Source organism: Flavobacterium sp. PL11, assembly GCF_035985025.1.
Classification (GTDB): Bacteria; Bacteroidota; Bacteroidia; order Flavobacteriales; family Flavobacteriaceae; genus Flavobacterium.
This window is the reverse complement of sequence record NZ_JAXCIA010000020.1, coordinates 1-19,511: the sequence shown is the minus strand read 5'-3', so window position 1 is coordinate 19,511 and position 19,511 is coordinate 1. Positions and strand designations below refer to the sequence as shown.

Sequence of the window (19,511 nt, the reverse complement as noted above, 5' to 3'; positions counted from 1 at the left end):
TTGCTAAGACATTATTATCAAATTATAAATCTACTGTTTCTCCATCTTCTCCCATTCCCTAAGACTTGAAGTCACCCATTTTGGTGTCTTTTTCAAACGGAATTTTAATTGAGCTTCATACAGTGATTCTGGAAGAACAGCTTTACCTAAGCTTTCTAGATATCCAAGATTTACTTCATTAAAAGTTGTATTTGATCCGTGTAAACCAACAATTATAGGATTTACAACTGAAAATCCCCAGTACATTCCTCTTCCTGATAATTTCCAAAAATCATAATTAAGCTCAGGTGTACCTACTCGTTTGTAATTCCACAGCGTTAAACCTTCTAAATGATGTGGTTCATTACCATGAAAACCGCCATGATTAGTCATCTTAGAAGCTTCATACCTATCCACTAAATTGTTTTTAGGAATTTCTGCATGTGAATCCCATCCTTGTTTAGGCGTTTTCACACGCCAAATCACAGATCCAGAGGTTCTATGAGACATAGCCGCTCCATGAAATTGACCGCTAGTAGTATTATCCGTTATCAATCCAGTTAAAATTCTACTAGACTCGGCAACATTTGTCAATTTATGTCCTGCATTTCCCTCAATTAAAAGCATTAAAATGGAAGATGCATAACTATTACTTAAAGATACTGCCCCAGTCATATTGCTGAATTTACATCTTCTAACCCATGAATTAGCCACTCTTTGCATTGAAATCATAGACCAAGCATTGTCATGTAAAAAATCTTTATGATGCACAAACGCATCATTAAAATTAGCTTTAAAAAAAATGTCTTCAACCCCAACATTTTCTAAAGGATAGAAAGGTTTAGCGATCCAGTTGTATTCCGTTTTTATAGTATTTATAACTGGATCTTGTAATGTAATCGTATTACCTGATATACTCTTAATTTCATGGTTTTCTATATACATTACTCCTTTTTCTAATAAGCGCTCCCAGTGTGGGCGAGGCTCTTTTCCCTTCAAGGCTTCTTTTGCAGCAATTAAATTGTATGGCATTTCTAACTGCACGTACTTTGTGTTTTTGAACAAACTTCCATCTGCTACCTCTATGGTAAAATCACCTTCATTTACACTTTTTGCAATTGCTGTTTTTGCATTTTCTCCCTTGGGTGATATAAAAGTAAACATATAGCTTACTTTCCATTCCGCTTCGTCAGGAGTTCTTTGTAGCATGTGATCTACCATATTTACAACAGTACCATTTTTACCCATACCGCTTCCTTTCAAAATAATATTGGAGGATTTTATCACAATAGGATTTGTTTTATCGGGCTTTACATTTACCAGAAACTCTCCTTTTGGAAAATAAACGATACCTCCTTTATTTTTTTCAGCGGCATCAATTGCACTTTGAATGGCTACTTGATCAGAAATGGCATCATTAGGTATTGCTCCAAAATCTACAATATTAAATGTTTTTAAGTTAGCAAATTGATCAGGAATACCTTCGGATCCAAGTTTATATCCCGCATAGGAGTAATCAAACAAAGTTGGTATTTTAGGATCGGTTATTTCGCCAGTAAATTTTTTCCAAATAGCTGCTTCTTGCGAATAAGAAATGGAAGTACTTAAAATAATGACTGATGAAAGGATATAAAAAATACGATTCATAATTTTCTATTTACTTTATAATTTTAATTTAATCTCGCTATTTTTCGAGACTATAGAAAAGAAAGGTTATTACTTATATTTTATTCATTATGAACTCTCTAGGCAAGCCATTTATACATTCTAATGTAATGATAGTGTTAGCCCCTGAATTATCTATGTTTTTGATATAATCTTGAGATGCAGTGGTCCATTTTCCAACTAAAGTAATTTTTAATTCTACGGCTCTACTATAATTTCTAAATTTACCGGGTTTATACTCTGGAAAATTCAAATCAGGTTGAACTGCGCTAATGGTTAAAGCATTTTTTTTATTTTGGTTAACCATTATTAAAGCTGGTGCCGAAACTTCTTTTACAATTTCTTTATCTAAACTTTGATTGGCTTCAAAAATGACATAACATGTGGTATTTGTTTCTTTATTTAAAACAATATGTGCTACACTGTCTGCTCTTTTTATTTCAAATGATTTGTCGTTTTTAACTATTTTTCCAAAATTATTTTGCTTCTCTTGGCTCAAAAACGGATAAATAACATACTGGTAAGACGCATTTTTTGGTGCAAAACCATGATCAATCCAAGCAGAAGCAAAATCACCGTATGTTTCTTTCGCTCCATTAACAGGATCTTCGATTATTCCAGTATTAATAGAATATTCATTATGGTACGATTGCTGCTTCGCTTTTTTGAAATTTACAGCTGTGTTTGACAAAATGTTGTAGCCGTTTCCGTAAGGATCAATTAACCAGTTTCCTGATTTTTTATTAATCTTTAGTTCCGTATCATAAGGGAATTTCGTTATCGTTTCTGAAGCGGTTACTATAGCAGATTTGGTATCTTTTATAGAAGACTGAAAAATGTTAGTTTGTGTTGGATTTTTCTCGTCAATACTGGCAATATCTGTTCCAATCGCGATCATTTTACCACCAAAAGAAAACACTGATTTCTTAGCTGTTAATTTTCCTGGAAATCCGAGGTTTGATTCATTTCCATCTGCATTAGAACCCTTAGATTCCTTTAAAATCATTCCAAAAATTCCATCTTGACCTAATACCGTTGATCCAGCAAAGGACTCATTAGAACGGAACATAATCAGTGGTAATTTTGGTTCTAACTCTTTTAGTGGTAAGTGTATGACAGTAGCTCCAGGATATCTGTTCCAGTCCCAACCTTCTTGCACAAAACCACTTGCTGTTTCACCGTCTGCATTTAACAATTGTATAGTTCCATTTGCAGGGTATCTACCGTATCTATTTGCCTTTACATATATCTCTGAAGCCCAAACATATTTGCTATAACCTTTAATAATTGCTGCCCAATCATCGCGTCTGTAAATGCCAGTTGCGCCATAAGGCAAGGAGCGGTATCCTGATAATACTTCTGGCTGAATTCCTTTTTCCGCAAAAATTGCTGTAGTTTTAGGATCTTCTTTTCCCCAAAGTCTTAGATAAGCAGCTGCAACATCGGTGTCAATAGCAGAAGTGCCCTCAGGATTTCCTGAATAAGCCATTTCTAAAAACTGTGGTTTTAAAGATTGCATGTTGTTATTCTCAAGAGGATGACGTCCTGCATTTCCAAATCCCCAATTGTATAATTGACTATATGCTCTTGACGTTAAAAAGGAATGTTTAAAATTCTGATGTCCTAAAGTGCCTATTCTGAACTGAGTTCCTGATAGCGTCTTAATCACTTTTGGAACATTTTGGAATGCTCCAAGTCCATAAGCGGGATAGCTCCCATTGTGATGCCATGCCGTGCCATCTACTTTAAAACCCCATTCTTCGCTTTGTTGCGCTAAGGTGATCGAAATATAATTGGAGTACGCTTGTACCATTGCAGCTTGCATTTCTTGGTTTTCAAATAAGAAAATAAGCATTAAATGGTAATACGATTGTGTATTTAAATAATCAATATTCACATGGAAATTATTAGGATCGTCTAATAGGTTACCTATATTGAAAATCCAATGCAAACTTGCACCAACTTCAGCTAATAAATTATTGTCCTTTAATACTTGACGCATGGTGAAAACTGCCTCTGTAAGTTGTCTAACATTATAACCTATATGATGTCTTGTACCGCCATTAGAGCCTGCTTGCCAACCTTGATCAAGAAAATATTTTGTTCCATTAAGGAACATGGTTTTCATTTCTTCTTGCTCGGCTGGAGTTCCATTATTATATGAACTAGCTATTTTTTTTAAGGTCTTTCCAAAATCTTGAACATCAGTAAAAGTTCTAGGTCCTAATTGTTTTTCATCGTAATAATCTTGATGCTCTTTAAATGTTAATGGTGGACCTACTATTGTTTTGCCATTATCTGTTAGATTTAATTTTTTATAATCCTCACGTAATGACTTTAAGTTTACTTTAGACTTTTTATCACTTCCTAAATTTTGATCGATAATGATTTCCAGTTTTTTAAGATCTGCTTCTGTTGCATCTGTAATGGGAGCTGGCTTTAAATTTTTTATACGATCATAATTAACAATCAATGGCATCCAGTGGTCTTCTGATAAGTTTTGTTTTGACTTTATAAAGGGTACAATCTCGTCTGGATATTGGTGTCGGTCATCCTGATATTGAGAATAAATAATATCATCAAAAAACAGCTTACCAGTAGGCTCTGATGCTGTTATTCTAAAATAATCGTAATCGACAGCTGCTAATTTTTTAGGAGCGTTACCCTGCATTTCATAAAAAGGGACCCATATCGTTCTCCAACCTGTAAAAGCTAATGGTACATCAAATTCTACTTGTTTTGCACCATTTTTTTCAAATGAAATTGTGATTTTTCCATTTTGAGATTTTTCATTATAGATGGCCATCTGTAATGTAGGACTTGACGGAAAAAATAATCCATACTCTAATGGACTTTCTTCTGCGGTCAATATTTTAAAATTTGAAGTTCCTATCGAGCTTTTTCCTTTCCATTCCCATTGCAAAGATGATTTCCCATACTTTTTATGAGAGTCACTTATAGAAATTTTGCCATTAGTAGCTTTATAAGCATTTAAGGCTTGTGCAGTCTCAAAAGATTCTACCGCAGGTTTGTAATCGTTTTGTGAAAATCCGATGCATGATGTTAATAAAAATAATGCTGATAATGCATCTTGCTTCTTAAAATTAAAAATAGAGTAAGTCATAAGGGATTATGTTATGTGATGTTGGGTTTTTTCTAGCCAGTAACTTGAATACAACGGCAATAAAATCTTTGTAGTGTATTGATTACGTTACGTTTGTATTTGTTAAACAATGATTTATCATTTCACGAAAAAATTAAAATCCTTCGATTTTTTAAATATACACATCAATTTTATCATTAACTTTTTTAAAATTAAGATCGTATTTTAATGATAAAAAAAACTTAAAAATTAATAATTTTGATATTATATATAATAGCTGAACAAGATTACGAAAACGTTTTCATATATACAAAATTAAATTTAAAATTTGTGTTCATTTTAAGTGATTTAGAAATTTCATGCTTGAAATTAAAGAAAAATTTATTTTTAATTTAACAAAAAACGGACTAAATAATATTTTAGTCCGTCTTGATTAATTCATAAATAATCTTCATTAAAAAACCTTATTCAACAATTACTTTTGAAGTTGATATGCCACCATCATTTGATTCAATATTTAGAATATAAAGTCCTTTTGCAAAAGCTGTTACATTTATTGACTTTTCAGTTGCATCAGAATAGACAGTTTGTCCAAGTATATTAATTAAACTAACTCTCTTAATTTCAATTTTTGAATCTTTTTTAATGATATTTATTACATTATTTGTAGGATTTGGATAAACTGAAATACCTTGTGATAAAATAGTAGATTTTTTGGAAAGTGTTGGTATTGCATCACCTTCTATTAAATTAGTACCACTATCGCCACCGCGGTTCAAACTAGCGTCAACTGTGTTTCCTGTAATATCCGGTATAGTAGCTTGATTTGCTGGTATTCCCTCAAAGTCAAAAGCAACTAGTAAACCCGCTGTTGTCGCTGCCACAGTAGCTGCTGCATCTGTAACTACTTGGCTATCTGTAAAAGCAGAATTCCATATACGGATATCATCAATATTCATTGTAACACCACCGCCTCCAGTGGCAGAACCACTGAATATAAGATCTTTTGTACTAGACATATTTATAGCAGTTGGTGCATTGGAAGTAACAAGTAGAACTCCGTCATAATAAAGTCGGGATTTACCATCTGTGTCATTTAATACAAGCGCAAAGTGATGCCAATTTCCATCATTTAATGTTGTTGCTATTGCATTGTTGTTATTGTTACCAGTAACAGGAGTCAGTGTTGAGTTTGTTCCACTAGTTGGCGATATAGGTGAAGTATTTGTAGCTATTAATCTGATATCTTTATGGGAATTTGGTGCTGATGTTGGCGCACTTCCAAAGCTAATTCCATACTGTCCAGCAGAGTTAAGAACATACGTGTCATTTTTACTCATAATTTTACCGAAATTAGTAGTGTTTGCTACTGTTGTAGGTATCATTATCTTAAAAGTTATTGTTTTTGATTGTGTTGCAGTAACATCGATTAAATCATTATCAGGAATAATAAGACGTGCCCCTGAAGCTGTATTATCTGATTTAGTATGCACAATTTTTAAATAATGATTTTGAGCTTGTGTTGTTGCTGTCAAACCAGCAATTGCTAAAAGCATAAAAGTAATTTTCTTCATAGTTTTTGATTTTTAAAGTTAAATTGTTTTTGTTAAGTAATTATTTTTTAAATGAAGCTTTATCAATTTTTACAAATATGCCATTGACTTTTTAGTTGTCTATTGCTACTACTCTAGCTACGTTGTATACTGCAGTAAAGAATTTACTAGTTCCATCTGTTCATGCTTAACGAACTGCAATTTGGTATACCGTATCTGATGGCTGAAAAATCTAGGAAAAATTTATTTTTTAATTACTATTTTTCTTGTAACTACTTTGTTATCTTCAAATTGTAATTTTAATAAATAAACACCATCACTTAAATTAGAGACATCTATTTGATTATTTCTAATTTTAAAATTTCCTAGATTTTGTCCTAGAATAGAAATTATAGATGCGTTTTTTATAGCCACTGCTTCTAATCCACTTATTGTAACAATATCACTAACTGGATTTGGATACACTAGTATAGCTGATTTTTCAAACTCTTGGCTGCTCAACGCTGCATTGGTTAATGCAACTTCTTTTGCTAATCCATCCACTAATGTGAATTCAATTGTAGTTTGATTTGTATTAGAAGGTAGTACTGCTACACCTGGATAAGTGCCATTTAATGTCCATTCTCCTTGCAATGTTACTTGTCTTGTCACAGCAATAGATGGAGTTCTAGCTTGCGAAGTAAATCCAATATCTGGATTATTAATTGATAAAAGTAAAGTGCCGTTTGGTTGATCTAATTGTGTCATTACTAAGCAAGATCCACTCACTCCTGTAATAAAATCGTAAGTCAAATTGCTTGCAGCAGTAAAGATTGCATAACCCCAAATCTTCTTAGCAATATGCTCCACGATATGAGCATTGCTATTTTGTTGACGAACAATATACGGTTTGTTTGCATTTTGGATAGCCATATCTAAAGCTTGCATTTCTGAGGCACTGCTATTAGGTTTTAGCACATATTCGTAGCTCTTATTAGATGGATTTGTACCATGATTAATATAACCTGTGTAATAAGTGTTGATAGGATTAGTTGGAGTAGTCAATGTTACTGGCCATGTCTGATTTTGATTTGGGGTTTGTTGTGCTTCTTTTTTAACAACAAGATTATCGTTTCCAGAAACTAGGTAAAATCCTGTTCCGTAATTGCTAAGAATCCAATTGTTCGCGGTTGTCCCTGCATAAGTTGATGTTCCTGATGTTTGCGTTGTTCCATTTACATTTACACCGATTCCTTTGTTATCTAATCTTTGAAATAAAGTAGTGACTGTTTCATTAGCAGTATCATTATTTGAAATTCCAGAACCCAAACACACAATTATATCATCAAAGAAAAAATTAGATTTTTTAAAAGTAAAGCTACTATTATGTTTTTCGGGACCATAAATATTAGAAAATCCTTGCCCTGTTTTTTCTTGAAAATCCATTGCAAACATGCCAAAAGTCCCATGAATGCTAGACAAAAGCGCACTATTTTTATTTTTTAAAGTTAGTGAACCTACAAATCTTTTTTGTTGTAACTCGTCTAATCGTCCTCTTTCTGTGTGTAAATCCGCCCATGGTAATCTGATTACAGTAGTTCCAGGATTAAAATTCCAATCCCATGATGAATTTGAAGTATTAAGTGTTAAATCATATCCGTTTCCAGATGCTCTATCGCCTGGATATATAACTTCTAGAGCGCCATAACTTTGATAGCGACCATATCTATTTTGACCTATATAAGCTTCTGCTCCCCACATATTATTGGTAAATCCTTTATTAAATACGAGGGTTTTAGTGTTTTCATATCTATAAACGCCTGCTACTGCATGGTTAAATTGGAAAAAACCACCAGCAAATGGGGTCACAGTGCTGGAATTGAACTGTGTGTCTATACCATATATTCTATTATACATACCTGCTAAAAGTGGGTCAGCAGTTGATAATTGCAAAATGCTTCCCCCTACTATTGCTAATCTTTTAAGAGAAGCTTGAGATAAAGTATTAGTTCTACTCTGTGGGTTCCTACCTGCGGTTGATAAAGCCTGAGTCCCTGTACGTTGAGTCCCTGTAGGCCCACCACTAAAATTGTAATCATTAGACTGTATAAATTGTGCGTAAAAGGCATCTCGAAAAACTTTATAATTCGGTTCCTCTACTTGGAAATCTGTCCCAGTTAAGTAGGATAGGATATCAGCTGCTGTGTTAAAAGAATACATATAATTATTATAGGCAACCCAATGGTGAAAGCCCGTTCCATCAGGTTTAATACCATCTGTTGTTCCCACAGTATAAGAAAAATATCGATTCATATATCTCTTATAAGCTCGCATATATCTATAACGTTCCTCAGGAGTATCTTGCCATAAGCTGTAAGCTAACAAAACGTCGCCTATGTTATAAACCACATCTGTAATTATAGCACCATTGGCTTCTTGATATGCAGAGTCATACACTGGAGCCCAGAAATGCTCAAATTGAACGGAATGTTGGTACAATGTATATGAAAATAAATTTTTTACTACAGGGTCTAAAAAATCTTTAAGTAGTATAGCGGGTCTTGCAAAATCTTCATAATCATATAATTGAATGTCTACAGGAATGCTTCCTGAGCAAAATTGTTTTGCAATCCACCATATTGTATTATTGGCCATTGTCTTTGTAGTTGCATCTGCAGGATTGGCCTTTAGTTGTTGTGCAAAAGTTTTTAAGAATGTTAAACCTTGAAAATTAGTTTGAGTGTTTCCGTTAATAACTCCAGCTGTGACGGTTATACCTAAATTATTATAGGCCGTTACTGCACTATTTAATGCGCTCGTTGAAGGTGCAGTGCTCCCCAAATACAGAGTAGAAAACTTGTTTACAGCACTTATGATTTGAGCCTCTATATTAGTATTTGAAGGCAGTAATGGTAGATCTTTGCTTATTGAGAATGGACAAGATTCTCCTAAACTTAACGAAACAAAATTTCCATTTAAGCTTAAATTATCAATGGCAAATACTCTGGAAGTGTTGCCATCAGGATCTGTCCTTATATAACGAACTTGCAATACATCTCCTAAATCATTTGCTGTTGGATTATAACTGAGGACAGTGTTAACTGGAACTTTATCATTAGTACCAAACTTTATATCTGATGGAGTTTTAGCAAGTATTTTATTATCAGTTAAATTGTATAATTCTACTTTTAAATTAATATAGGAAGCTCTTTGATTGTAAGTATTGGTGCTAATTGATATTGTTTGCCCAATTTGCATCGTTCCATCAAATGTATAGGATGCACCTTGACCAATAACAGCTGATTTGCCAATAATTGCTAATGCGCCATCTCCAACTCCGTCTCCATTGTTAATATCATCTGTAACTATAACTAAGTTGACATTACCAATAGGGTTCCAACTACCCGATGAGCTTATTTGCGCATAAGCGGAATATTGAAGGCTAATTAATAAAAGAAATAAAATAGAGTAAAGTTTTATTTTCATAATCAAAGTGATATTTAACATTGTTTTTTAACATTTAAATTCAATTAAATGAATTTTAAAGAACAAATATATGAAAACGTTATTATAAACCAAGAGAATTATTAAATAAATGTGTTCGAGGACAAATATTTATTTTTTTATCAGTTTATTTTAATTGATTGATTAATAGGAGTGAAGATTAATTTTAATAGAAAATATATTGTGCTTGTTGCTAAAGAAGTGATAATATTGATACAGTAGCGAAGTTTTAAAAATCCATTGCTTATTCTCCATAAAAAATACTATAGAAGATAGAAAACAGTATTTAAAACAACATTTTACGGTATAAACACCTAATTACTATAATCTAAAATCGATTTCTATTATGTTTTTTTTTCGAGGAATTCAGTTCTATATAATGAAATTATATATTCACTCTTAAGTATTGAAATAAGATATGATAATAAATGTATTTGTGCATATAAATATCGTTATACTACAAATGAGAAGTAATCTTGATGTGATTATAAATTAGGAAGGATGTTGCAAATAAAAATAATGATCTATAAATAGTTAGTTAAAAATATGACTTATACTTAAAGGTACAAGCGGGTAATTTTTATCCGCTTAATAATACAATCTAAAATCTAGCAATTTACAAAGCGCATAAAATTTCTGATGCAGCTCTTCCACAATTTCAACGAGGTTGTCTTGATCTTGGCATAAGCTAAAAAACACTTTATCTAAATGGATACTGCTAAAATTATTAAAAGCAGCACCGTAACCTGAAATTGCTCTTGCTCCAGTTACATCAATAAAATACTGTGCTTCGTCATTACTTAAATCCAATACTTTTTCATTGGCAAAGTGAACAATTTTGCCTTTTAGTTTCCCTTCAAAAAGTTCTGCGATTTCCTCTAAACTGTAATAGTAATCATGAATACAAATTGTATTGTCTTGCCCCTGCATCACTAAATAAATAATTTCATAATCTTTAAAATTATGATCATCATAAAGCAATGCACCTAAACTTTCTTCAAGTCCTTCAATAGTATCACAAGTTTTGTATATACTTGATATATCATAATCCAAAGCTAATTGTTCTAAATGCTTTACTACTTCTGTATTATTTTGAATTTCTGCATCAGGAACGGCCTCTAAGCAAAAAATAAATTTATCCTGATCCATTGATATTTTTTAAAAAATGTGATGAACAAAAATAGTTTTTTATGATGGAAATATTTAAATATTCACATAGTTTAACAGCTGTTTTTATAAAGAAGAAGTATATTTTAGCAGCTTTTAATGTTGGGAGAGAGTTATTTTTAATTAGTATTATTGTTTTAAATTAATAGCTATAACCTTTTTGTAAGAATGAAAAAGAACTTTTTCATTTTTTAGAACTACCCATTTTTCGGCTTCTCAATACTCCGAAAGCTTTCGGGATTGTCCACGTTATTTCCTCTTTATTCATAATACTGCTAGCCAAAAACACGCTAGGTGACGCAATACAGCTATCAACTAAGTAATCATCTAGATAAAATTCTATTAATGAAAAGCACGATCAAAGAACAATCAATCAATTGTTTTTAAATAAAAACGTATAGATAAATTATACCACGAACCATTTAAAATTATCTTTCATATTATTCTTTGCAGATATTTTTAAATCAGTATCTAAATAATTTTCTTAATAACCCTTAACTTATGGGTATGCTTATTAGTCTCGGCATTGAAGATACCGAGATGATCTAATCGGTCGATTCTTATTTTACCGCTGGCGTGAATAATATAATTATCATCCATAATAATTCCAACATGTATAATGTTTCCTTCATCATTATCAAAAAAGGCCAAATCACCAGCTTCACTTTCTTCAATAAAACTCAGCGCTTCTCCTTGCGTGGATTGCTGCGAGGCGTCGCGAAGTAATTTATAGCCATTTAATTTGTAAACCATTTGGGTAAACCCAGAACAATCAATGCCAAAAGGCGTTTTTCCACCCCATAAATAAGGCGCATTCGAATACATAAATGCTGTAGTTATTAAAGATGATTTGTTTTTTATACCAATCGCTTTTGTGCCTTCAAATTCAAAATTAGCAGTGTTAATGTCGGAGTGGTTTAAAAACGACAAACAAGAGCCGAGAGGAATAGGAATCAAAAGATTTGATGGAGTGGTAATGTATTCAATCAAATCAGCATTTAAAACAATAGCTTCTGAAGATAATTGGTTATAGCTCACTTCAGAGATTAGCTGTAATTGTTTAAAATCGATCCATCCTTGATAACCATCAAACTGCATTTTAATGTAGGTCCACTGCTTGAGCTGCTCCACAATTTCAAAATGTTCACCAAATAAAACTTGAGAGACAATTTCACTTCTATCACTAGGTTCAGACCGAAGAGGTATCATTGCTAGATTACATATTCCAAACATTTATATACAATTAGAGGTTAATAATTATGGGTTATACGTTGTAAAATGTATAACCCATAAAGTATAATTATTTAAAGTCTTTCGATTACAATTGCCGAAGCACCACCTCCACCATTACAAATGGCAGCAGCACCGATTTTAGCATTATTTTGTTCCAAAACATTAAGTAAGGTAACAATAATACGAACTCCAGAACAACCCAGCGGATGCCCTAAAGAAACTGCTCCGCCGTTTACATTGACTTTATCATTATCCAAACCTAAAATTTTAGTATTTGCCAATCCAACTACTGCAAATGCTTCGTTAAACTCAAAATATTCTACCTCATCAATATTTATTCCTGCTTTGTCTAATGCTTTTGGTAACGCTTTAGCTGGGCTTGTGGTAAACCATTTTGGTTCTTGGGCCGCGTCAGCATATCCTTTTATATATGCTAGTGGTTTTAATCCCAATGAAATCGCTTTTTCTTCACTCATCAAGATTACTGCAGCGGCACCATCATTTATGGTAGAAGCATTAGCTGCAGTCACCGTTCCGTCTTTTGTAAATACTGGATTTAATGTGGGTATTTTTTCAAGTTTTACATTGGTAAATTCCTCGTCTCGGGTTACCATAATTGGATCCCCTTTTCTTTGTGGAACAGCAACAGGAACAATTTCATTATCAAATTTCCCTTCATTCCAAGCATTTGCACTTCTTTGATAAGATTGTATTGCGTAATTGTCTTGATCTTCACGGCTAAATTGATATTCAGTAGCACATAAATCAGCGCAAACTCCCATTGCGTTGTTGTCATAGGCATCTACTAATCCATCTTTTTGCATGCCATCGATCATTGTAGCGGGGCCAAATTTTGTCCCATTTCTTAAGTTAAGGTAATGCGGAATCAAACTCATATTTTCCATTCCACCTGCAACTACAATTTCGGCATCACCACACTGAATGGCTTGTGCGCCTAACATTACTGCTTTCATTCCTGAAGCACACACTTTATTAATAGTGGTGCAGGCCACTGCATCACTTAATCCTGCAAATATAGCGGCTTGACGAGCGGGAGCTTGGCCTGTACCAGCCTGAACGACATTGCCCATAAATACTTCATCAATTAGATTTGGATCTAAATTTATTTTGTCCAAAGCACCTTTTATAGCTGCTGCACCTAGATGTGGTGCAGTAACTGTTGATAATCCCCCCATAAAACTTCCGATAGGTGTTCTAACGGCAGATACGATAACAACTCTTTTATTCATAACTATGATTCTGTTAGTTTATCTAGCAAATTTAAACTTTTTTAGGCAAATTCACATTTTGGCGGTAGGATAATCATTTTTATATTTATTTAATTGTATTTGTTTGATTGTGAAGTGTTTTTATCAGCTAGCCGAAAAAGAATAAAAAAAATCTTAAAAATAGTTGTGTGTAACGTAAAGAAGTCCTAAGTTTGCAACCGCAAAACAAGACACGTTTCTTTGAGCTTGGAGGGGTGCCAGAGTGGTAATGGAGCAGTTTGCTAAACTGTCACCGAGTAATCGGTGCCAGGGTTCGAGTCCCTGTCCCTCCGCTTTATTATTTAGTTTTTCGGGGTGTAGCGTAGCTCGGTTATCGCGCCTGCTTTGGGAGCAGGAGGCCGCAGGTTCGAATCCTGCCACCCCGACTTTTTTACAACAGTAATGGAGGCATAGCTCAGCTGGATAGAGCACCTGCCTTCTAAGCAGGCGGTCGAAGGTTCGAATCCTTCTGCCTTCACAAAAACCCACTGTTTACAGTGGGTTTTTTATTTAAAAACATTTCGAAAACACTGGTTTATCATGAAGAATTTGACACAAAATCCTTAGCATATAAAAGAGAATTGGAGGTTAAGAAATGGAAAAGCAGAAAAAGGCTTGAAAAAATGATTGAAGAATCAAACAAATAGCCAGTTGGATATAGCATCCCGATTTTTAATCGGGACGGTCGAAGGTTCGAATTCTTCTGCCTTCACAAAAACCCACTGTTTACAGTGGGTTTTTTGGTTTAATACATATCGAAAAAGCTATGAATTATTTCTACATTTTATATTCAGCAGCACTAAATCAATATTACATTGGTCATACTTCCGAAAGTTTACAAGAGCGCTTGCGTAAACATTTATCTAATCATGCTGGATTTACTTCAAAGTCAAAAGATTGGATAATAGTTTATCATGAAGAATTTGACACAAAATCCTTAGCATATAAAAGAGAATTGGAGGTTAAGAAATGGAAAAGCAGAAAAAGGCTTGAAAAAATGATTCAAGAATCAAACAAATAGCCAAATGGATATAGCATCCCGATTTTTAATCGGGACGGTCGAAGGTTCGAATTCTTCTGCCTTCACAAAAACCCACTGTTTACAGTGGGTTTTTTGGTTTAATACATATCGAAAAAGCTATGAATTATTTCTACATTTTATATTCAGCAGCACTAAATCAATATTACATTGGTCATACTTCCGAAAGTTTGCAAGAGCGCTTGCGTAAACATTTATCTAATCATGCTGGATTTACTTCAAAGTCAAAAGATTGGGTAATAGTTTACCATGAAGAATTTGACACAAAATCCTTAGCATATAAAAGAGAATTGGAGGTTAAAAAATGGAAAAGCAGAAAAAGGCTTGAAAAAATGATTCAAGAATCAAACCATTAGCCAGTTGCATATAGCATCCCGATTTTTAATCGGGGCGGTCGAAGGTTCGAATCCTTCTGCCTTCACAAAAACCCACTGATCACAGTGGGTTTTTTGGTTAAAAACATTTCGAAAACGCTGGTTTACCATGAAGAATTTGACACAAAATCCTTAGCATATAAAAGAGAATTGGAGGTTAAAAAATGGAAAAGCAGAAAAAGGCTTGAAAAAATGATTCAAGAATCAAACAAATAGGCAGTTGGATATAGCATCCCGATTGTTAATCGGGACGGTCGAAGGTTCGAATCCTTCTGCCTTCACAAAAACCCACTGTTCGCAGTGGGTTTTTTGGTTTTACTACTTTTTAATGCGCACATTTACAGTCCCAAAACAACATCGTTATTTCTAAAGTGCAAAAAATACGCAAATCAACAGTCAGCATTTATTCCTTCAGCCTAAAAAAGTTCCACAAATAAAACTTCTTTGCCTTTTAACGTACGTATAAACTTTATTTTTTCAATATCTTAGCAAAGTAAATTTCTTGCATATTGGGAATTCAGAAATGCTTTTTAGTCGCAACTAATTTACAATTAACATAGTAGAAAGAAATAATTATAGTAGGTAAAGCAATTTTAGCTACTGACATAAATTTTGAATCAACACATTTAATGGCAGCCGAACAAAAACAAAAATTAGAACACCAACTCTGGAACATCGCAAACACCCTACGTGGTAAAATGGATGCCGACGATTTTAGAGATTACATATTAGGTTTTATTTTCTACAAATACCTGAGTACCAAGATGGATTTGTATGCCAACCAAATACTACAACCGGACGGATTAACTTTTGCGGACATTATCGGCCATGTTGACGAGGCTTTGCTACTACAGGAAGTAAAACAACTCGCTATTGATAAACTGGGCTTTTTCTTAGAACCTTCCGAGCTGTTTTCTGAATTGGCGCATAGAGGAAATGCCGGTGGAAAAAATAATTTCATCTTAGGAGATCTAGCTAAAGTGCTCACTCACATTGAGCAAAGCACCATGGGATCAGAAAGCGAAGAAGATTTTGGAAACTTGTTTTCGGATCTGGATTTAACTTCGCACAAACTCGGAAAATCCGAGAGTGATAAAAACGAATTGATTGTAAAAGTACTTACCCATTTAGATGAAATTGATTTTGATTTAGAAAACACAGATAGCGATGTCCTTGGCGATGCTTACGAATACCTTATTGGACAATTTGCTAGTGGAGCTGGTAAAAAAGCGGGAGAATTTTATACGCCTCAACAAGTGAGTAGCGTTCTGGCACAACTCGTAACCGTGGGTAAAGACAAACTAAAAAGTGTGTATGATCCTACTTGTGGTTCGGGTTCTTTATTGTTGCGTGTTGCCAAAGAAGTTAAAGACGTTAGTGCTTTTTACGGCCAAGAAATGAATCCTACGACCTACAACTTATGTCGTATGAACATGATTATGCATGATGTTCATTACAAACGTTTTGACATCAAGAATGAAGACACCTTAGAACGGCCGCAACACATTGACCAGCGTTTTGAAGCCATTGTGGCCAACCCACCTTTCTCGGCCAACTGGAGCGCAAGCCCATTATTTATGACTGATGAGCGTTTCTCGGCCTACGGAAAACTAGCACCAAGTTCCAAAGCTGATTTTGCTTTTGTGCAACACATGGTACACCAGCTAGACGATAACGGAACTATGGCGATCGTACTGCCACACGGCGTTTTGTTTCGTGGCGGTGCCGAAGGTCACATTCGTAAATATTTGATTGAAGATAAAAATTATCTCGATGCCGTGATTGGTTTACCAGCGAATATTTTTTATGGAACCTCAATACCAACGTGTATTTTGGTGTTGAAAAAAACAAGACAAAACCCAAAAGACGTTTTGTTTATTGATGCCAGCCAACATTTTGATAAGGTAAAAACCCAGAACGTTTTGCTAGACGAACACATTCACAAAATCATAAATACTTACAGCAACCGCCTCGAAGAAGATAAATACAGCCGAATTGCAACTCTAGATTTCATGTTGTCTCAGGATTACAACCTGAATATTCCTCGTTATGTAGATACGTTTGAAGCCGAAGACAGTATTGATATTAATGCTATTGCAAATGAAATAAAAGCATTGGATATTCAAATTGAAGAGACTGACAAAGCGATTGCGATTTTTTGTGCCGAATTAGGAATTGAAATGCCTTTTTAGATAGTAAAACATAAAAGAAGAACAAGAAATTATTATTTATAATACAGAATACGGTAAAGCATCAGTAGCTTTTTTTGCTAAAAAAGGAGATGTCTGGATGAATCAAATTCAATTAACGGAACTTTTTGACACGGCTGAACAAAATATAAGTTGACATAGTATAAACATCCTGAAAGAAAAGGAATTAGAAGCAATTTCAGTTGGCAAGGATTACTTGACAACTGCAGCGGGTAAAACGAAATACAGTACTGCATTTTTAAACTGACCTAAGATGGAAAAACAAAATAAAATTCAACTTTTTGAAGATACTAAAGTCCGTACCTGTTGGGATAACGCTGAAGAAAAATGGTATATTTCTATTATTGATGTAATAGAAATTTTGACTAATAGTGAGCGACCAAGAAAATATTGGAGTGATTTAAAATCAAAACTAACTAAAGAAGGAAGTGAACTGTCCGAAAAAATCGGACAGTTGAAAATGCAAGCTCCAGATGGCAAATTGCGAATGACCGATGTTGCAGATACCGAACAACTTTTTAGGTTAATTCAATCTATTCCTTCCCCAAAAGCAGAGCCTTTTAAATTATGGTTAGCACAAATTGCTAGTGAACGATTAGATGAAATGCAAGATCCCGAAATCACTATTGACAGAGCATTAGCACAATATTTAGAATTAGGCTATTCTGAAAACTGGATTAACCAACGCCTAAAAAGTATTGAAATTCGCAAAGAGTTGACCGACGAATGGAAAAGTATAGGACTAAAGGAGGGACAGCAATTTGCTACACTTACAGATATAATTACCAAAGCTTGGGCTGGAAAAACTACTAAAGAATATAAAGTATTAAAAGGTCTAAAGAAAGAAAACCTGCGAGACAACATGACCAATACAGAATTGATTCTAAACATGCTTGCCGAAGTTTCTACTAAGGATATTTCGCAGGCGGTAAACCCAAAAGGTTTTGCCGAAAGTAAAAAAGTAGCACAACAAGGTGGTAATGTTGCTAAAGTTGCTATGAAAGAACTAGAAGCAAAAACAGGTAAAAAAATAGTAACCAGTACAAACGCTAAATCGTTCTTAGAACCTAAAAACCCAAAAAAATAACCATGGAAAAACTACTACCACAATTAAGATTTCCGGAGTTTAAAGGGGAATGGGAGCATGAGAAATTAAGTAAATTTTCTACATTCAATCCTAAGAATAATTCACTTCCTATTTCTTTTGTTTATATAGATTTGGAAAGTGTAACAAATGGTCTATTAGTAAAAGAAAATATTATAAATAAAGATGTAGCCCCGAGCAGAGCTCAAAGAATTTTGGTTAAAGAAGACATTCTTTTCCAAACTGTAAGGCCATATCAACAAAATAATTTATTTTTTAATAAAGACGGCGATTATGTGGCATCCACTGGTTATGCTCAAATTAGAACGAAAAATGACAGACAATTTTTATTTCAATTTTTGCATACTGAAAAGTTTGTTGCTGAAGTAATGCTAAGGTGTACTGGTACAAGTTATCCAGCAATTAATTCGGCAGCTCTCTCGGAAATAGGAATATCTTTTCCCTCCCTTCCCGAGCAAACCAAAATAGCCACATTCCTAATCGCAGTAGATGAAAAACTATCCGCCTTAAAACAAAAGAAAATCCTTTTGGAGCAATACAAAAAAGGTGTGATGCAGAAAATATTCTCTCAAGAACTGAGGTTTAAGGATGATACTTCGACTTCGCTCGGTACAGGTTCAGGGAATGATTTTGCGGATTGGGAGGAGAAGAAGTTGGGGGAATTAGGAAAATTTTCTGCTGGAGGCGATTTAATAAAATTAGATTATGAGAAAGAAAAGAGCGGAAAATATATTTATCCAATTTATGCTAACGGAGCTGGCGAGGGAATTTATGGTTATGCAACAACCTTTCAGTATCAAGCAAATTGTGTTACAGTGAGTGGTAGAGGTAACTTAGGATTTGCTAATGTTCGTAAAGAAAACTTCAATGCGATTGTCCGTCTAATTGTTATAATTCCTAAACAAGAAGTTATTTCAAAATTTTTAGAAGAAGCAATTAACAATGTCAATTTCGCAATTGAAAGCACAGGTGTTCCGCAATTAACAGTCCCACAAATTTCAGCTTATAAAATTTTTATTCCTTGTATAAAAGAACAAACCAAAATCGCCAATTTTCTTTCGGCAATCGATGAAAAAATCAATCATTGCCAAGGACAAATAGAAAAGGCTACGATTTGGAAAAAGGGGTTGTTGCAGCAAATGTTTGTGTGATAGGTAGAGACGCCGATTTATCGCGTCTCTCTCGATGTGAGCAACAAAATTTGCAGTAAAATTTGTGACAAAAGTGGCTATAAAAAGAAAATTAACATTGAAGTCAATGGGAATAAATGATGGATTTTTGCTTATTTAATATAAGGAAGGCGAAATTTGAAATGAAAATTTTAGATTTGAT

At 33.9% G+C, this 19,511-nt stretch carries 12 protein-coding genes and 3 tRNA genes; 8 read left to right on the top strand and 7 right to left on the bottom strand.

All coding sequences use genetic code 11. From position 1 onward, the window contains the following. Positions 1-30: 30 nt before the first annotated feature. From RCH18_RS11285 to RCH18_RS11255, 7 genes are all read right to left on the bottom strand, one after another. Positions 31-1,626 (bottom strand): DUF4955 domain-containing protein, encoded by a 1,596-nt coding sequence (locus tag RCH18_RS11285; RefSeq protein WP_326936862.1) that lies wholly within the window; start codon positions 1,624-1,626, stop codon positions 31-33. A 73-nt stretch (positions 1,627-1,699) separates the two neighbouring features. Beyond that, positions 1,700-4,768 (bottom strand): chondroitinase family polysaccharide lyase, encoded by a 3,069-nt coding sequence (locus RCH18_RS11280; protein ID WP_326936861.1) that lies wholly within the window; start codon positions 4,766-4,768, stop codon positions 1,700-1,702. A 443-nt stretch (positions 4,769-5,211) separates the two neighbouring features. Further along, entirely contained in the window at positions 5,212-6,321 is a 1,110-nt protein-coding gene (locus RCH18_RS11275; RefSeq protein ID WP_326936860.1) for a T9SS type A sorting domain-containing protein, read from the bottom strand. A 222-nt stretch (positions 6,322-6,543) separates the two neighbouring features. Further along, positions 6,544-9,765, bottom strand: coding sequence for a polysaccharide lyase family 8 super-sandwich domain-containing protein (locus RCH18_RS11270; protein WP_326936859.1), 3,222 nt, complete (start codon positions 9,763-9,765; stop codon positions 6,544-6,546). A gap of 606 nt (positions 9,766-10,371) precedes the next feature. Then, positions 10,372-10,932 (bottom strand): DUF6642 family protein, encoded by a 561-nt coding sequence (locus RCH18_RS11265; RefSeq protein WP_326936858.1) that lies wholly within the window; start codon positions 10,930-10,932, stop codon positions 10,372-10,374. A gap of 489 nt (positions 10,933-11,421) precedes the next feature. Continuing rightward, a complete protein-coding gene (locus RCH18_RS11260; RefSeq protein ID WP_326936857.1) occupies positions 11,422-12,183 on the bottom strand; it encodes a C40 family peptidase in 762 nt (253 codons plus the stop codon). Between the two features lie 71 nt (positions 12,184-12,254). Further along, positions 12,255-13,433, bottom strand: coding sequence for an acetyl-CoA C-acyltransferase (locus tag RCH18_RS11255; protein ID WP_326936856.1), 1,179 nt, complete (start codon positions 13,431-13,433; stop codon positions 12,255-12,257). 227 nt (positions 13,434-13,660) lie between these two features. On the opposite strand from RCH18_RS11255, the gene RCH18_RS11250 reads away from it, so the two are divergent. From RCH18_RS11250 to RCH18_RS11215, 8 genes are all read left to right on the top strand, one after another. Then, positions 13,661-13,744 (top strand) — tRNA-Ser (locus RCH18_RS11250). 18 nt (positions 13,745-13,762) lie between these two features. Further along, positions 13,763-13,837, top strand: a tRNA-Pro gene (locus tag RCH18_RS11245). Between the two features lie 18 nt (positions 13,838-13,855). Then, a tRNA-Arg gene (locus RCH18_RS11240) sits at positions 13,856-13,929 on the top strand. Positions 13,930-14,217: 288 nt separating this feature from the next. Continuing rightward, complete coding sequence (locus tag RCH18_RS11235; RefSeq protein ID WP_326936855.1) at positions 14,218-14,472, top strand: GIY-YIG nuclease family protein; 255 nt, start codon at positions 14,218-14,220, stop codon at positions 14,470-14,472. A gap of 119 nt (positions 14,473-14,591) precedes the next feature. Next, a complete protein-coding gene (locus tag RCH18_RS11230; protein ID WP_326936854.1) occupies positions 14,592-14,846 on the top strand; it encodes a GIY-YIG nuclease family protein in 255 nt (84 codons plus the stop codon). A gap of 647 nt (positions 14,847-15,493) precedes the next feature. Then, positions 15,494-17,056, top strand: a complete 1,563-nt coding sequence (locus RCH18_RS11225) for a type I restriction-modification system subunit M (RefSeq protein WP_326936853.1) — start codon at positions 15,494-15,496, stop codon at positions 17,054-17,056. A gap of 271 nt (positions 17,057-17,327) precedes the next feature. Further along, positions 17,328-18,161, top strand: coding sequence for a BRO-N domain-containing protein (locus RCH18_RS11220; protein ID WP_326936852.1), 834 nt, complete (start codon positions 17,328-17,330; stop codon positions 18,159-18,161). Positions 18,162-18,163: 2 nt separating this feature from the next. Then, complete coding sequence (locus tag RCH18_RS11215) at positions 18,164-19,330, top strand: restriction endonuclease subunit S (protein WP_326936851.1); 1,167 nt, start codon at positions 18,164-18,166, stop codon at positions 19,328-19,330. Positions 19,331-19,511 lie beyond the last annotated feature (181 nt).